General features: G+C 49.6%; 12 protein-coding genes and 1 other annotated feature. Of the genes, 8 read left to right on the forward strand and 4 right to left on the reverse strand.

The genetic code is table 11. The features are described from left to right. A partial coding sequence (locus EKM89_RS14225) for a hypothetical protein (RefSeq protein WP_225421855.1) occupies positions 1-180 on the forward strand: 180 nt, incomplete at its 5' end. A gap of 5 nt (positions 181-185) precedes the next feature. Here the strand turns inward: EKM89_RS14225 and serS are convergent. From serS to EKM89_RS08430, 3 genes are all read right to left on the reverse strand, one after another. After that, the gene (serS, locus tag EKM89_RS08420; RefSeq protein ID WP_125687581.1) at positions 186-1,457 is read right to left on the reverse strand and encodes a serine--tRNA ligase; all 1,272 of its coding nucleotides are present in this window, start codon (positions 1,455-1,457) and stop codon (positions 186-188) included. Between the two features lie 72 nt (positions 1,458-1,529). Further along, positions 1,530-1,736: a binding site (T-box leader), on the reverse strand. 439 nt (positions 1,737-2,175) lie between these two features. Further along, positions 2,176-2,817, reverse strand: a complete 642-nt coding sequence (locus tag EKM89_RS08425) for a hypothetical protein (RefSeq protein ID WP_125687583.1) — start codon at positions 2,815-2,817, stop codon at positions 2,176-2,178. 23 nt (positions 2,818-2,840) lie between these two features. Further along, on the reverse strand, positions 2,841-4,136 hold the full coding sequence (locus EKM89_RS08430) for a GH25 family lysozyme (RefSeq protein WP_382333241.1): 1,296 nt from the start codon (positions 4,134-4,136) through the stop codon (positions 2,841-2,843). 533 nt (positions 4,137-4,669) lie between these two features. Between EKM89_RS08430 and purH the strand changes: the two genes are divergently transcribed. After that, positions 4,670-6,199, forward strand: coding sequence for a bifunctional phosphoribosylaminoimidazolecarboxamide formyltransferase/IMP cyclohydrolase (purH, locus tag EKM89_RS08435; protein WP_125687587.1), 1,530 nt, complete (start codon positions 4,670-4,672; stop codon positions 6,197-6,199). Positions 6,200-6,641: 442 nt separating this feature from the next. Here the strand turns inward: purH and EKM89_RS08440 are convergent, their stop codons facing one another. Beyond that, positions 6,642-7,376 (reverse strand): glucose 1-dehydrogenase, encoded by a 735-nt coding sequence (locus tag EKM89_RS08440; protein WP_125687589.1) that lies wholly within the window; start codon positions 7,374-7,376, stop codon positions 6,642-6,644. Between the two features lie 336 nt (positions 7,377-7,712). Between EKM89_RS08440 and EKM89_RS08445 the strand changes: the two genes are divergently transcribed. The 6 genes from EKM89_RS08445 (at position 7,713) to EKM89_RS08470 (ending at position 16,375) form a co-directional block, all read left to right on the forward strand. After that, positions 7,713-8,726: a glycosyltransferase family 2 protein gene (locus EKM89_RS08445; protein WP_125687591.1), complete on the forward strand. Its 1,014-nt coding sequence runs from the start codon at positions 7,713-7,715 to the stop codon at positions 8,724-8,726. A gap of 107 nt (positions 8,727-8,833) precedes the next feature. After that, positions 8,834-10,903, forward strand: a complete 2,070-nt coding sequence (locus EKM89_RS08450; RefSeq protein ID WP_125687593.1) for a glycosyltransferase family 39 protein — start codon at positions 8,834-8,836, stop codon at positions 10,901-10,903. Between the two features lie 242 nt (positions 10,904-11,145). Beyond that, positions 11,146-12,006 carry a DUF3737 family protein gene (locus EKM89_RS08455; RefSeq protein WP_125687595.1) on the forward strand — a complete coding sequence of 287 codons (861 nt, stop codon included), beginning with the start codon at positions 11,146-11,148 and terminating at the stop codon, positions 12,004-12,006. Then, positions 12,003-13,172, forward strand: coding sequence for a MalY/PatB family protein (locus EKM89_RS08460; RefSeq protein ID WP_125687597.1), 1,170 nt, complete (start codon positions 12,003-12,005; stop codon positions 13,170-13,172). Before EKM89_RS08455 ends, EKM89_RS08460 begins: the two co-directional genes overlap by 4 nt. A gap of 692 nt (positions 13,173-13,864) precedes the next feature. Continuing rightward, positions 13,865-14,818 (forward strand): Dyp-type peroxidase, encoded by a 954-nt coding sequence (locus EKM89_RS08465; RefSeq protein WP_125687599.1) that lies wholly within the window; start codon positions 13,865-13,867, stop codon positions 14,816-14,818. A 327-nt stretch (positions 14,819-15,145) separates the two neighbouring features. Further along, positions 15,146-16,375 (forward strand): MFS transporter, encoded by a 1,230-nt coding sequence (locus EKM89_RS08470; RefSeq protein WP_125687601.1) that lies wholly within the window; start codon positions 15,146-15,148, stop codon positions 16,373-16,375. The last annotated feature ends 309 nt before the right edge of the window (positions 16,376-16,684 follow it).

Consider the following 16,684-nt stretch of genomic DNA (forward strand, 5'->3'; position numbering starts at 1 on the left):
TCATACAAAAAGAGCCCTAATCACCAAGTGATTAGAACTCCAATATTTTGTTCACCAACAACAGTTGACGAAGAACCTCTAATCATGCTCTTTATTTTCGCTAGTAACCCTATTACCTGGGGAATTCGTCCTGTCTGTACTGTGATGATTTATCCGGTTGATAATAGATTATTCTCATAATAATTTTATTTTATTACTTGTTGACCGTGCATGTACTTCTGCAAAACCTCCGGAATCTTAACGGTGCCATCTGCTTGTTGATAATTTTCCAAAATCGCAGCAACGGTCCGACCAACGGCCAAACCAGACCCGTTTAACGTGTGGACGTAAGCCACGCTACCATCAGCCTTGCGATAGCGAATCATGGCCCGCCGTGCTTGGAAGTCCAGGCAGTTTGAACAAGAACTGATTTCACGGTAGATGCCTTGCTCTGGCATCCAAACTTCGACGTCATAGGTCTTGGCGGAAGAGAAGCCCGTGTCCCCAGTGGATAACTTGATTACGTGATAGGGCAGGTTAAGTTCCCGCAGAACTTCTTCAGCGTTATCGGTCAATTTTTCCAATTCGGCGTATGAGTTTTCTGGCTTGCAGTACTTGACCATTTCGACCTTGTGAAATTGGTGCATCCGAATCAAGCCCCGAGTATCGCGACCAGCACTCCCCGCTTCGGAACGGAAGCAAGGGGTCATTGCAGTAAAGTAAGTTGGTAATTGATCTTCGCTAAGAATTTCGTCAGCGTAGTAGTTGGTCAATGGGACTTCAGCCGTTGGAATCAGTGTCATACCAGTCGATTCAACCGTGTAGACGTCTTCCTTAAACTTAGGGAATTGACCGGTTCCAAACATGGTCTTACCGGTAACCAAGTATGGTGGAATAATTTCGTGGTACCCCTGCTTTTGCGTGTGCAGGTCTAGCATAAAGCAGTAAACGGCCCGTTCTAGCAGCGCACCGGCATCCTTGTAGTAAACGAAGCGGGCACCAGAAACCTTAGCAGCACGGTCGAAGTCGAGGATTCCCAAGTTCTCCCCGATTTCCCAGTGGGCTTTCGGTTCGAAGTTGAACTTTGGAAATTCACCCCAGGTCCGCATTTCAACGTTGCTGTCTTCGTCAGGTCCGATCGGAACATCGTCGGCTGGCAGGTTCGGGAAACGAACGGCTAAATAGTGGAGGCGTTCGGCGACTTCTTCTTGCGCCGTTTCGGTACTCTTAATATCGTCATTGATCTTCTTAACGTCGTTGATCAACTTTTGACCGGCTTCTGACTTGGGGTCGCTCTGGCTGATTTGCTGCGTCAATTGATTTTTTTGGGCCTTGATTTTTTCAACTTTGGTTAGGGCATCGCGATTTTGTTGATCGAGTTGGAGGTATTCATCCACTTCAGCTGGATCTACTTTCCGTGTCTTCAACTTTTCTTTGACTAATTCTTGATTATTCCGAACAAATTTTGGATCTAACATATGAAAATCCCCTTTGCTAAATAGAATAGACTGAGAAAAAATAAAAACGCCTCATAACCCGGTTAATCCAGGTTATGGGACGTTAGTTTATTAACGTGGTACCACCCAACTTGACACAAGAATGATTGTGTCCTCTGCGAGTATAACGCCTCACCGTGTCTCCTTCGAACGGAAACAAACGCTAAGTGGCGGATTCACTGGCAACTCCCGCTAACTTCCACCGACCGTTAGCTCTCTAGGATGAAGTAACCAGCTACTGTTCACTATGACTGCGCTTTCATATTACATTCTTAAGGTACTTCTTTTCCGCAGACTTGTCAATAACTTTTTATCATTCTAGTAATCATTTCTCAATTATTTTAACTTACTAATCCGGTGTGATACCGGGGCTGCCCGGCATTGTGGTCAGGCCAAAAAATTATTTAAATATTATAGCCTAGTGGCGCAATCCATGTCTATTTTTGTACAGTAAAGGCCCGGCGCACCGGGCCTTTACTGTACATTTTTAACTTTCAACCTCGTTATAGCCTCAAAGTATTTATTACGACCACTGGCGCAATGCTACTAAGATTCAAATTAGACAGCGTGATTCCGTCATTGCCTCACTGGTCAGCAAATATGAGACGCCTGAACTTGACGCCTTTCAGGCAGTCGAAAGCCCCGTCCTTTGGTTGGTGGCATCCCGCCAGCTAATCGTCTTTTGTCCCCCTCTGCAATCCTAATCCGCATCCTGGGCAACTTTGACCGTGGTATCGGCTGTGGTGCCGCTAACCTTGTAGACTTGTTTCCCGTTCTGCCAAGTCACCGAATTGGCTTCATCATCGTCGGTTTGACTATAAACCGTAATGGCCCCAGTGTCAGCACCTTTCGGCAGGCTTGTCTCGGTAATTTGCTGGTTGACCTGCTTAGCGAACTGTTTCGGTGTCCCAGCCGCATCGGCATTACTGGTAACGGCCGTGACCGACCAGCCGCCTTTATTCCAATGCACGTAGGTATGGCCCATCGTGCCTTGAACCACCGCTGTCGTATTTTTATTCAATTTTACCGAAGCACCGTCTGTGTTTCCACCAACGTAATCGACTTGTTTTTCCGCCGTTGTGCTGGTGCCATACGTCTTTTTCTGAAAGGTGGCTGACTGGTCACTATTGCCATCATACTTAACCGTGTAATTCTGTTTTGTTCCACTAGTACTAGTAGCCGTCAGCGTGGTCCCATCCGTTTTGGCCGATGTTGGCGCCACTGTCTGGCCAACTGAACTTACATCGTTGGCCGCATGCATCTGAACTACGGTGCCTGAACCTAACGTGAGGACGGCTAAAGCGACCGTAACCGCCGTCACGATTTTTGTTTTTTGTTGCATATTTATTCAGCTCCTTTTCCTTATTATTCAGTGACGTACGCCATCTGTGCCGTGACATATTTACCATTACTTAACACGAAATAACGTGATCCGGTCAACCGTTTTTTAACCGCGGTGACCGTAAGGGTCGTTCCCTTTGCCACCTTAGTTGCCCGGTTGGCCTTCTTAAAGGAACTACTCGTGTATTCATAAACCGGCTTCTTACTGGTGATGACCTTATTGGTGCCTAACGACTCATAGTACGCGTGGTCGGAAAATTGTGTATTCGCTGACAGGTAGCCCAGTTTCGTCTTAATCCGGTATGACTTGCCACTTGAGGCCTTAACGACCTTTCCGGCAACTGTATCACCAGCGACATAGTAACTCCCCGTCTTCTTGGTCAGACTTGCGTTCGAATAAACGTACAACTTCTTTTTCAGGTTAAAGGAACCGTGTTGCCCAACCCAGTAGCCAGTAACGTCCTCAGACAGGACCCATTTGTTCAGGCCCTCTAAGTAAATTGCCTGTTGCGACTTCGACTGTGTGACCGACTTGACCTGCGTCACCTGATAAAACTTTTGCCGGTCGCTTGCCGCAATGGCATTGCCGTCCGCATCCTTAGTCGCACCCGTATGTAAATAGACGTGCTGGCCCTTTTTATAGCTGCTATACGCATAAGTCGTGGTCGTCGTGTGCGTTAATGCCGTGGTCACGCCATCGGTCCACCAGGAGACGGGCTGAACCGATGTCACAGCCTTACTGTTGTCGGTATATTCACCCAACGCCGATAAGTAATTGTGGTCTGTATACTGCCACAGTGCATGCGCAATCGTTGGCGTATAGGAGTAATTCGCAATCCACTGGGCGTCAAAACTTTGACGCGCCGTATTCGCATAACTGGTCGCAAATGATTGGTAAGAGTAGAAGACTAACTTTTTATTGGTCAACGCACTCATTTCGTCATACCAGGCCTTAACGGCAGCGTTGGTAGTCCCAGATGTCACGTCATTTTCTTCAAAATCTAGAACGTAAAATTGCGCACTCTTATTCGACCGATTGTAGAAATCCTTAGCCTCCTGTTTGGCACTGGTTGCGCTGGTGAATCGTGCGTAATCATATTCGCCAAACGGAATCCCGTACTTCACGTAAAGCGCGGTATTATTGGCCGCGTACAGGTCTTGGTAGGATGACCCATACTGCCGTCGATTAATGACAAACGAAACCTGACTCTTCAGATTGGCGACCTGACTAGCCGTTAACTTCCCCTGCCATTCAGAAATATCCGGAATGGCTAAGGTGCTCGCGTTGGCAACGGTTTGACCGCCCCATGCGATTCCCATGAGGGCACTAACAGCAATGGCTGCTTGTGCCACCCGTTTGGCCCATAGATGTGTTGACATACTTGGCACTTCCCTATTTAGATTTGGTGAGTTCGTTTGCTTTCTATCAGAAACGTCCTTGATTCTTTCACCACCTCATCTCTCAACCACATTCTACTTTAAGCCACTAAAATGTAGATTACGTGTCAGGGGGATTGCAGTTCAGTTACCGGCCTTTACAATTATATTTATTACAGAAACGCCGCTAAATCAACGATAGTCGTGATAATCCAAGCGTAAAATGGTTGGTAGTTTGAACCGACCAAGATGCCGACTGACCACCATTGCGTCCAGTTCAAATTGGGAAAGGTCGGGTCATAACCGTCATTAGTCAGAATGTTCAGCTCTCGTAATCGTTCAAATAGTTAAGTGACCAATCAATGCGTCTTTTCCTCCGGCTATACGAATATTTATATTTTGTTCCCGTTGATTGTTCGGTTAAGAACACGTATGATGGACATATCTTAGGAAGACTTAAATTAGGAGGTTCTCTCATGCGCCGTGCATTGCTTAGCGTTTCTGATAAAACTGGTCTGGTCGAATTTGCCCAAAATCTGATTGCTCAAAACTTCGAAATTGTCTCCACTGGCGGCACCCAAGCCTTTTTAGCTGCGGCTGATGTCCCAGTCATCCCGATTGAAGAGGTGACGCACTTTCCAGAAATGCTGGATGGACGCGTTAAAACCCTAAATCCGCTGGTCTTCGGTGGTATTCTAGCAAAGCGTGAGAACCCCGTTCACCGACAAACGTTAGTTGAACACAACATTACGCCCATCGACTTGGTCTGCGTCAATCTGTACCCCTTTGCACAAACGATTCAAGAACCCAACGTCACCCTCGCTGCGGCCGTTGAACAGATCGATATCGGTGGCCCCTCTTTGATTCGCGCTGCCGCTAAGAACTACAATGACGTGCTGGTCGTCTGTGATCCCGACGACTACGATCAAGTCAGTCACGCCTTGGCTGAACATACCGATGACACCCGTCTGCGCAAGCACTTAGCCGCCAAGGTCTTCCATCACACAGCTCACTATGATGCCGTCATCGCCAACTACTTGACCGATGATACTAAGCCAGAAACGTTGACACTGACCTATGAACGGAAGCAAGCACTGCGTTATGGTGAAAATCCCCAACAAACGGCGACCTTCTACCAAGACTGTCAGCCAGCGCCCTTCTCAATTGCGGCAGCTAAGCAGCTCCACGGGAAGCCGCTTTCCTTTAACAACATCAAAGACGCCGATGCCGCACTGGGTTTAATTCGCGAATTCGACGATCCAACCGTCGTGGCCTTAAAACACATGAACCCTTGTGGTATTGGCTCAGCCAACACGTTGGAAGCCGCTTGGGACAAATGTTACGCGGCCGATTCCATGTCCATCTTCGGCGGCATCATTGTCCTCAACCGCCGTGTTGACTTGGCAACCGCAACCAAGATGCATCAACTCTTCCTAGAGATCATCATTGCACCAGCCTTCGATGATGATGCGTACGCCGTACTCGCTAAGAAGAAAAACCTCCGTCTCTTAACGGTCGATTTTTCCAATGCCAAAGCACCGGAAGACGACGAATTGATCAGTGTCCGTGGCGGCCTGTTGCGTCAAGAACGGGATAATATTGTCGATGATCCGGCTGAATTTCAGGTGGTGACGACCGCTCAGCCGACCGCTGAACAAATGTCCGCGATTACCTTTGGTCTCAAGGCCATCAAATTCATTAAGAGTAACGCCATCGTCATCAACACACCGGATCAAACGCTTGGCGTTGGTCCTGGTCAAATGAACCGAATCGATGCGGTGAAGATTGCCGTCGGAAAGGCCGAGGTCAAGGAGCACTATGCTCAAGCCGTTTTAGTCTCTGATGCCTTCTTCCCCATGGATGACTGTGTCGCATTTGCCGCTGAACACGGTATCAAGGTTATTGCCGAACCCGGTGGCAGTATCCGCGACAAGGACTCCATCGCCATGGCCGAAAAACATGGCGTGGCCCTCGTCTTCACGGGCAACCGTCATTTCCGCCACTAAACCAACACCACGCAAAGAGAGTGGGATAAAAGGCGCTTAGCTGGCGAGCTGGAAGCCCGTCCTTTGGCTGGAAGCGTTCCCCACAGCCAGCGGAATCCCTGGCAGCCGGAGTGCGGCTGTTTTCACTAATTTAGCCGTAATAATTCCTACTGTCGCAAGAGCAACGTAAACAATTTGGCTTTCAACCTTCAAGTTATCAGTTTTAAGCGGAGTCAGCTGCCTTTTGTCCCACGTTTCAGCAACGTAAATTCGGAGATACCAAAAGAGCCTGGGGGTATCCCAGACTCTTTTATTTACGCCATTATAATGTCGAAACGTGCGCCATAAGGCAGTTTGTTGCGCTTAACCCGATAGCAAAAATTATGCCAAAGTCAGGCATAATCCCTGCTATCACGTTAATACTCGCAAACTAATCGCCTTATGTCCCACTCTCTAACTAAAATTACTGTGCTGAAATACCACCATCCACGACAAATTCAGACCCCGTTGCGTAACTGGCGTCGTCTGATGCCAAGTATAAGACCAGCTTAGAAACTTCTTCTGGCTTGGCGATTCGCCGTAACGGAATCGTTTTCGCAAATTGCTTAACGGCTTCCTCCGTTCCGGGCTGCGAGATCATGGGCGTTTCGATGACTCCAGGATGGACCGAGTTCACACGAACACCGGCGGGGGCTAATTCTAACGCGGCTGCCTTGGTCATCCCTCGTACCGCAAACTTGGTATCGGTGTACCCCACGGCACCACCGACCAGACCATTCAGCGACGAAATATTAACAATAGACCCAAAACCTTGTTCTGTCATGGGCTTCGCCACGGTCTTTACTCCCAGGAACGTTCCCAATTGGTTGATTTTGAAGATCTTCACGTAGTCGTCCACGCTAATATCCTGCAGCGCTTTGGCAAAGGTAATGCCAGCGTTATTGACCAGAATATCGACCTTCCCAAACTTCGCTAATGTTTGCGCCAGTACTTCCTGCCAGCCACGCTCACTCGAAACGTCATGCTTTACGAACAAAGCGTTCTTTCCCAATTCCGCAACTAATTGCTGGCCCTCAGCTTCCTTAATATCCGTAACAACGACCTTAGCACCTTCACTGACAAACAAACGTGCATGCGCAGCACCCATTCCCTGAGCAGCACCCGTAATAATTGCGACTTTATCCGCTAATCTTCCCATTGAAAAAGCCTCCATTTCATCAAAATAGGTATAAGAGGCAGTATAGTCGAATGCGCTTTCATTAGCATCTAATTTGCCTACCATTATAGTTAATCCTACTAAAGAATCTTTAAACATTGAGCGTTCTGGGTACCCTTTACTTCCTCACAGGCCTATCATTTGAACTACATCGTAAGGCTTCATGGGGTGAAGTTCTTACGTCCACCATTGCTGGTGGGACTAATTGATTATGCCTATCCGAAAGATAGCTAAAGTTTTGAGCCAGTTAGTTGTCTTGGCTTCTTATTTTCTAGCTTCGAGTGGGCACACATCTACTTTCTTTGGGGAGGAACCAACATGATAACAACAACTTTGCCAAGTCTGACCATTGTGTCTCCATGCTATAACGAGGAACCCATGTTGCCAGCCAGTGCTCCTATTTTACAGAATATTATGACGCACTTAATTCGCGACCATCAAATTGCAGAAAATAGTAAGATTCTCTTCGTTGACGATGGGAGCCAGGATAACACTTGGCAACTCATTTGCGATTTACAACAGAAAGACCCGCTATTTACGGGTCTGCGCTTTAGCCGTAATTACGGGCAAGAGGCTGCCTTGATGGCTGGCATGCAAACGGCTCACCGACATGCCGACCTGGTCATTACCATTGACGCTGACCTGCAAGACGACCCGACGTTGATTCCTGCCATGGTCGCGCAGGCCCAGCGCGGCTTCGATATCGTTTACGGCGTTCGTAATGACCGCTCGACCGATTCCTGGTTCAAACGAACCACCGCCAACGGCTTCTACTGGACGATGGGTAAGCTCGGCGTTAATCTCGTACCGAATCATTCCGACTTTCGTTTACTGACTAAACGCGTCATCACCGCTCTCATGCAGTGTCATGAAAGCAAACCATTCCTGCGGGGAATTATTCCACAATTGGGATTCCCGTCCACTAGACTCTACTATAAACGGCAGCCTCGTCAGGCCGGCGTCTCCAAGTACCCCCTAAATAAAATGTTGCGATTCGCGTTAGATGGCATCTTATCCTTTTCTATTGCCCCCATTCGTGCCGTGCTGTACGCGGGAACCGTTATTTGTGGCACTGCCCTCCTTATGTTGATTTGGATTCTGGTCCAACACCTCCGTGGCGCCGTCATCACTGGCTGGAGCTCCATCATGGCTTCCCTATGGTTTCTCGGTGGTTTTCAGTTAATTGCTATCAGTATTATTGGTGAATACGTTGGCCGGACCTTCACTGAAGTCAAACACCGGCCACGCTACATCGTTCAAACGGATACCTATTCTGCAACCTTTCATGTCTCGACCCCTGCATTGACTTTGGCGCATCGCTCCGTTAAATGAGGCGATGACTGGACTATGTCGCCTAGTTTAAATCTCAGTATTGCTGTTACAACAGTCATACTAGGTGTTTTAGAACTTTCAATCTTTAGTAAGGAGGAGGTCTCACCATGTCCATTCGGCAGCACACCATGACCTTATTTGGGGGTCTGATTAGTATCACCCTTCTGCTTACGGGCGGACTGGCGCTCCTTTTCCCCGTCACGTTTCGGATCGACCATAATTGGCTGAGCCCCTTAGCAATTGCTTTAGGCACCGGCATCTATTTAGGCACCTTAGGCCTCAGCTTTCGCGCATTACACCGCATCAGTTCCCGTCAAAGTCAGTGGGTCGCCGTTGGCCTTTGGCTCCTGCTTTTGACCATTCAAGGCTGGGTTGCCGTCTCCTGGGTCGCAGCCCCACGTGCCGACCTCTACTTCGTTCATCAGCAAGCTCTAGATCTCCTCCACGGCAGTACCAGTTGGCCCGCCTATTTCCAAACGTATGCCAATAATGTCAGCTTTACCATTTTGCTCAGCGGCCTGTTGCGACTGGGTCAAGGCATCATCTCTAATTCTGGGGTCTGGCTCAACCTACTTCAGTTTATCTGGCTTGATTGTGGCCTTTTAGTGGTCTGGCTAGCGCTACGCAAACGAAATCCAGCCCGGGCCAACCTCTGGATCGGCATGCTAATCACCACTGTTCCTCTGTACGCGTACGCGCTAAACGCTTATACCGACGTCTATGTTTTACCGTTCATGCTCTTTGCCATAGTCGCCTTTACCCAGCTTAAACGCAGTCTGCGAGGGCCCGCCATCTTCGGTTGGGCACTCCTCCTTGGTCTGTCACTAACAGGGGCTTACCTATTTAAGGCCAACTATATTGTATTGACCATTGCTGCCTTATTGTTGCTCTGGCTTATCCCTCTCGCCCATCCTCGTCACTGGCTGGTGCGACTGGGAACGACTGTATTGATCGTTGGTCTCTTATTTGCTGGGATTGCTGGTAACCATAACCTCCAACAGGCTAACGGTTACCACCCTAATGCTGATCAAGCACTTCCTGCCATGAGCTGGGTTGCAATGAGTTGGAACCCCGCACACTACGGCGAATACAATCGTCAAGATGCCACCACGGTCATTCACCAGCCCACAGTAGCAGCTAAAAAAGAGACGGCCACAGGACTCTTACACGACCATTTGCAACAGCTGGGACCCATCGGCATCTTAGGTCATCTTTTTCGCAAGGCCCGCCTCTTCCTCGCAACTGGCACGTTTGATGCCTTTCAAATCAACTCGGCATTTGATCGCGCCCCGCACTGGTATCGCCAGCACCGCAGCACAGCCGACTGGCTACTGGCCAATTGGTGTCAGGTCTCCTACCTGGCACTCATCTTGGTCAACCTGGGCTGGGGGATACAACAGTTACGGCGGCGCCACTTATCATCGGCCTACCTACTAGGTGGCATCTTTATGATGGGACTCGTTGCCTTTCACGTCGTCTTCTGGGAAACAGAGGAGCGCTACGCCCTACCACTACTCCTGCTCCTGTTAGCTGGTGCCGCGTCGGGTTACCGCCAGCCACGTAACTTGTTGCGCTGGTCACGTAACCGCCTGACTTGGTTACCACTCGCCATGGCGGGCGCTTTCACGCTTACTTTAGGGCTCGTCGCCTGGCAGAATAGTGCGTTGACCACCCACCAGTGGGTTCAACCCTTAAATGCAGTTAGCCAAAACGAGGGCCGCTATTACCAAAATCATAAATTGGCGATTAAACCTCATCACGCCTTAAGTCAGCCCATTACAGCAACCATTGCTTTTAACAAAATCATCATCGACCGGGGTGAACAGATTACCGGTCATCTACGTTTAACGAATGCACAAGGCAAAGTTGTGTGGCGCTCTCAAGGGACCAAAACTCTGCTGGCACAATCCATTCCAGACCAACCAGCTGGTCGCTATACGTTGACCCTCACAAACCAAGGGACACACAATCTCCGAGTCGTCACGGCCCCGGCGACGTTCCCACTATTGCCTAAGTCCTTGTTGGGGCATCCCAATCAATATCTCCGGCTCACCGTCCAGCAATACCGCGTCGGCCCCATCCTCACACAGAATAAGTTCTGGCTCCTATTTGCCACGATTTGGTTAGGTGGCCTGCTTATCATCGATCGGTTTTACTGGTATCGCCGACAAATTTGAACAAATGACTTGCCTTAAGCCCACTCGAAGGTACTAGAATGAATAGTATAGATAAAATATTGACGCTGCCTAATGGATTTTAAATCGGTCTTGGCGCGTCAGTCGTTTCATCCAAAAGCCTGTTTGCGCAGCGGAACAGTTGTTACTTCCCTATCATCATAGGCAGTAACGCATTTTCGTTCCATCCCCAGACGGTGCCCACAATCTAGCCACTTAATCGGACAAAAGGAGTCGAATTCAATTTGAAATTTGAAATCAATCAGCAAACTTTAACCGGGGAACGAGCCCTCTTTCAGGCCCACGACCTTCACATCACGAACAGCACCTTCGTCGACGGGGAATCCCCCTTGAAACACGGGAAGAATCTAGCCATCGATCACACTATTTTCAAATGGAAGTACCCCCTGTGGTACACGCACCATGCACAACTAAATCACACCACCTGGCAGGCAGACGCCCACGCCGGCATCTGGTATACCGACGATCTGACCATGGCTAACTCTCTCGTTCGGGCAACCAAAACGTTCCGTCACGCTAGCAATATCCACCTCGACAATGTCACCTTTTCTGACGCCGGTGAGACCCTCTGGTGGTGTAACAACGTCGAGCTCAACAACGTCACGGCGACTGGCGATTACTTCGGGATGAACAACGAAAACGTTGTCGCTCACAACCTGAAGGTGACCGGGAACTACGCCTTTGACGGGAGTAAGAACGTCGAAGTCCACGACTCAACATTTATCACACACGATGCCTTCTGGAACTGCGACAACGTGACCATCTATGACTCGACCATCATTGGCGAATACCTTGCTTGGAACGCGAAGAACATTACCTTCGTCAATTGTTGGCTCGAAAGTGACCAGGGATTGTGTTACGTCGACCACCTGACCATGCAGAACTGTTCACTGATCAACACCGACCTCGCCTTTGAATACTGCAGTGATATCGACGCCACCATCAACACTGAAATTGACAGTGTGAAGAACCCCATTAGTGGTAAGATTATTGCACCGGCCATTGGTAAAGTCATCTTCGACGATGACCAGATCGACCCAGCAAACACGACCATCAAGTTGACCAAGGAGGTCCTCAAGCGATGAGTTATAACTTTTCTGAAATGATCGACCGGCGACACACCAATTCCGTCAAATGGGACGTGAAGGATAACGAGCTCCCCATGTGGGTGGCGGACATGGACTTCCGGACCGCACCCGGAATCGTTGACGCCATTAAACGCAAGGCCGATACCGGCATCTTCGGGTATGAAGAGGTCCCGCAAGACTACTTCGAAGCCGTTCAGCACTGGTATGCAACCGAACATGACTGGGCACCCAACACGGATTGGATGCGTTTCGTCACGGGCGTCGTGCCCGCCATCTCATCGGCCGTTCGTCGTGTCAGTCACGTGGGCGATAACGTCTTAGTACAAGCGCCGGTCTACAACATTTTCTACAACTCCATCGTTAACAACGGCCGCCACGTTCTCTCGAGCGACCTCGTCTATCAAGATGGCAACTACACGGTCGATTGGGACGACCTTGCCGCAAAAATGGCAGCGCCCCTAACGACCATGATGATTCTATGTAACCCCCACAATCCAGTGGGTCACGTTTGGCAACCGGACGAACTTCGTCGCATCGCCGACCTCGCCGCGGCCAACCACGTTACCGTCTTCAGCGATGAGATTCACGGTGACATCACCGACGCCGGCCACGGTTACACACCATTCGCAGCCGTCAGTGATACAGCCGCACAGAATAGCATTACGGCAGTGTCACCCAGCAAGACCTTCAATGTCGCGGCCTTACACGCAGCGACCATCATCATCCCCAACGAAGGCCTTAGAAATGTGGTCGACCGGGGCATCAACACCGATGAGTTGGCCGAACCCAACGCCTTTGCCATCGACGGCAGCATTGCCGCCTACACAACGGGTAGTGAGTGGGTCCACGAACTCAACGCGACCATTACGACCAACAAGCAGACGTTGACGGCATTCGTTAAGAAAAACTTACCCGCCCTACACGTTATCAAGGGCCACGCCACTTACCTGGTCTGGATCGATTGCCACAAACTGACGACCGATACCAAAACACTGTGTGACACCATTCGCCAAAACACCGGTCTCTTCATCTCGGCCGGCGAGGTTTACGGCGGTGACGGCCACGACTTTGTCCGCATCAACGTTGCCTGCCCGGCAAAACGCCTGCAAGATGGATTGGACCGGTTAGCGACTGGCATTAACCAGTTTGAAGAAGATAAGTAATGGCCTGCACCATTTAAACTAAATTGGAATCGGTCGAGGGAATATCATTCACGCATGGTATTCTCTTTTTTTTAGAATAAATGGGTGGCTTTCAGGCGAACTGGCGGTCCGTCCTTTAGCTGGAGACGTTCCCCACAGCCAGCGGAATCCCTTGCAGTCGGAATGCGGTCATTGCCACTGATTAGTCGTGACAATTCCCACGCTCACAAGCGTATTTTGACTTTCACCCTTTAGCTTTAACATCAACCAGTAACACGTTATTATTGAAAGCGTTAATCCAAGACCTTTTGCGAGGAGGATGCGCATTTGAAACGCATATTGCAGAATTGTCTAATCATTTACACCATCATGTTTGTCGGCTTAATCGCTTTACCAATCCTATGGCCAAACAGTTTTAGTTTTAAGTGGTCAACGATTTTATGGATCGTCATTGGGTCAGTAATTGGCTTCACTGCCATCTTTATATCTGAAAGACTAAGGCGGATCAGAAAGACTAAATAATCGCCAAAACCCGTGTTGGCTGGTGCCCACGGGTTTTTAATTTACCCGATCAAACGTTACTGGTGAAAGCCTTTGCATCCCGATAATACGGCTAAGCATGCTATACTAATAAAGATATCCAGTGTGTATTTTGTGGAGCGATTGGGTCTAACGATTGTCTTCACAACAATCAATGAGGAGGAATCTTTACCATGACGATTAATCCAGCCGATGCGCAAGACGTCTACCGCGACGCCGGCGACAACATTATGTTCACCACGTACCTAATCGACCACGACCACCTTGACAGTGACCGCGACGCGCTGGCCGAGTTCGCCGACCGGTTAGCGGCCATTGAACGTAGTATGGCCATCCGCTCCCCTGACGCCAACCTCCGAGTGGCCTTTGGTATCGGGTCAACGGCCTGGGATCTGCTTTTCCCAGACGCCAACAAACCCAAGGAACTCGTGGACTTTGCCGAAATCAAGGGGCCTAAGTACACGGCACCAGCCACACCGGGCGATTTATTCATGCACGTTCGCGCTAAGGACATGGCCGTCGTCTACGAAGTCATGGACCAAGCACGCGAATTTCTTCGCGACTGGACGACCGTGGTCGATGAGACGCCGGGCTTCCGCTACTTTGAAGGCCGAGCTATCATTGGCTTTATCGATGGCACGGAAAATCCGGCCGGTCCCGACGCCACGCAGTACGCCTTAATTGGCGATGAAGACCCCGAATTTGAAAATGGGTCCTACGCCTTTGCTCAGAAATACACGCACAACATGGACGCCTGGAATAAACTCAAGACCGAGGATCAGGAGAAATCGATTGGTCGTCACAAGTTTAGTGACCGCGAACTCAACGACGATGAAAAAATGCCAAACGCGCACAACATTGCGTCACAGGACAACGCTGATGGCATCGAACACAAAATTGTGCGAATGAACGTCCCCTACGCTAAACCCGGTCAAGGCATCGTTGGCACCTACTTTATTGGTTACGCGCGACACTTTACGGTAACGCAGCGGATGCTGGACAACATGTTCAGTCAAAGCGACCGGCTGTTAGACTTCAGTACACCAATCACCGGGGCGACATTCTTTATCCCTTCCCGCCGCCTGCTCGAGCGCATCGCTGACGGCGAACTGTTTCCACAAAAATAAGTGACTGTCATTTAACCTGAACGTCAAAAAACGTGTCCCTCGGCAGTACGGGGGACACGTTTTTCAATTACAGTCTGCCTACGCCAAAAACGTTCCCAATTCCCACTAGACCAATCAATATTGCAATAATCGAAAATAATTTTCGTAATTGCCAATCCCCTTTTCACTAAACGATTGCGAGCGCATACAACTAAGTGCTAAGTGTTGACGTTTCGCCGGCATGCGGGTAATGTAGTGGTCGTTACCATCACGAATAATGGTCAAATCGAGGGGCGTCACAAGCGGTGATTCCGTCGATTAATTCACAAAATAAGGAGTTGAACCACTTTGGATGAAGCTGAAAGAGAGAGCGGCCCATGGCGGCGTAATTTACGCGTGCTGTGGTTCTGTACGTTCGTGGCCGGCATGGCCTTCAGCGAAATCATGCCCTTTTTATCCCTTTATATCAGTAGTTTAGGTGATTTTACTAAGTCACAGGTCACCATGTATAGTGGTCTGGTCTACGCTGCCGACTTCTTCGTCAGTGCGATTGCGTCCCCACTCTGGGGCATGGTCGCCGATCGTAAAGGGCGAAAATTAATGCTACTACGGTCCTCATTGGGGACGGCATTTGCCATGGCCCTGATGGGGTTTGCCACCAACGTTTGGCAACTCGTCGCATTGCGGGCCCTTCAGGGAGTCTTCGCTGGCTTCATTTCCAACGCCCAAGCCTTGGTTGCTTCCCAAACGCCACGAAAACACAGTGGCGCGTCGCTCAGTACGTTGATGACCGGAGTGACCAGTGGGATGTTACTGGGCCCCGTTATCGGTGGGGTCCTAGCGCAAGTCTTCTCCATTCGCCTGACCTTCTTCATCACGGCCGCCTTGCTCTTCTCCACGTTCATTTTGAGTTGGGTCCTGGTTGAGGAAAAATTCAAACCGGTCGCACCCAAACCTGCTGGCGAACGCAGCCACAATCCACTGGCCGCCTTTCCCAATCCGAAATTGATTCTGGTACTCCTATCTTCCACGTTGATCGTTCAATTTGGGAACATCTCTATCTCGCCCATTATCAGTCTGTACGTCAAAGAACTGATGCACAACGTCGGCCCCATTACCGTGGTCGCCGGCATCATCGCGGCTTTACCGGGGATCTCCAACATCTTCGCCTCGCCACGACTCGGTCGTTATGGCGATCAGCATGGGTCCGGGAAAGTTCTGATTTTTGGCTACGTCTTCGCCTTTCTGATGTACCTACCACAAGGCTTCGTTACCAGTATCTGGATGCTCGGGGTCCTTCGCTTCATGATCGGTATTTCCGATGGCGCCTTGTTCCCCGAAATTCAAACACTGTTGACCAAAAACTCGCCGGTCGAATTGACGTCGACGGTCTTCAGTTGGAACCAGTCCTTCCAAGCCATTGGCAACATGATGGGGTCGCTACTTGGCGGCTGGATCGCCGGGGTATTCAATTATAACGCGGTGTTCTTCTCCACAGCGCTACTCATGTTGGTCAACTTGGCCCTCGTCTGGTGGCTCGTCCCCGAAATCCGTCGCAGCAAAACCCAACCAGCTTAATAGAAGATATGACGTGCCTGTGGTTGCCAAATGGTGTTCCAACTACTTCTAATTGGCAACCCAGGTCATAAGCCAACCTATTCAGTCGCCGGTAGCAAGGCATCCAAGCCTACACCGATGACCAGCCCGTCATACAACAAAAAAGACGCTGTCGACCAGCCCAAATTTTTGGACTCGCCGACAACGTCTTTTTTCTATTCTGCTGGAACTTGTAAGCTTTCTATTCATCTATAGTCCTATAACTGACACTAACGGGAATTTCGTAGTGGTCTTTTCAATCGGCACAACAGTCTTATGGTCTCGCTGAGT

The sequence above is a fragment of the Levilactobacillus fujinensis genome (genome assembly GCF_003946335.1).
Classification (GTDB): domain Bacteria; phylum Bacillota; class Bacilli; order Lactobacillales; family Lactobacillaceae; genus Levilactobacillus; species Levilactobacillus fujinensis.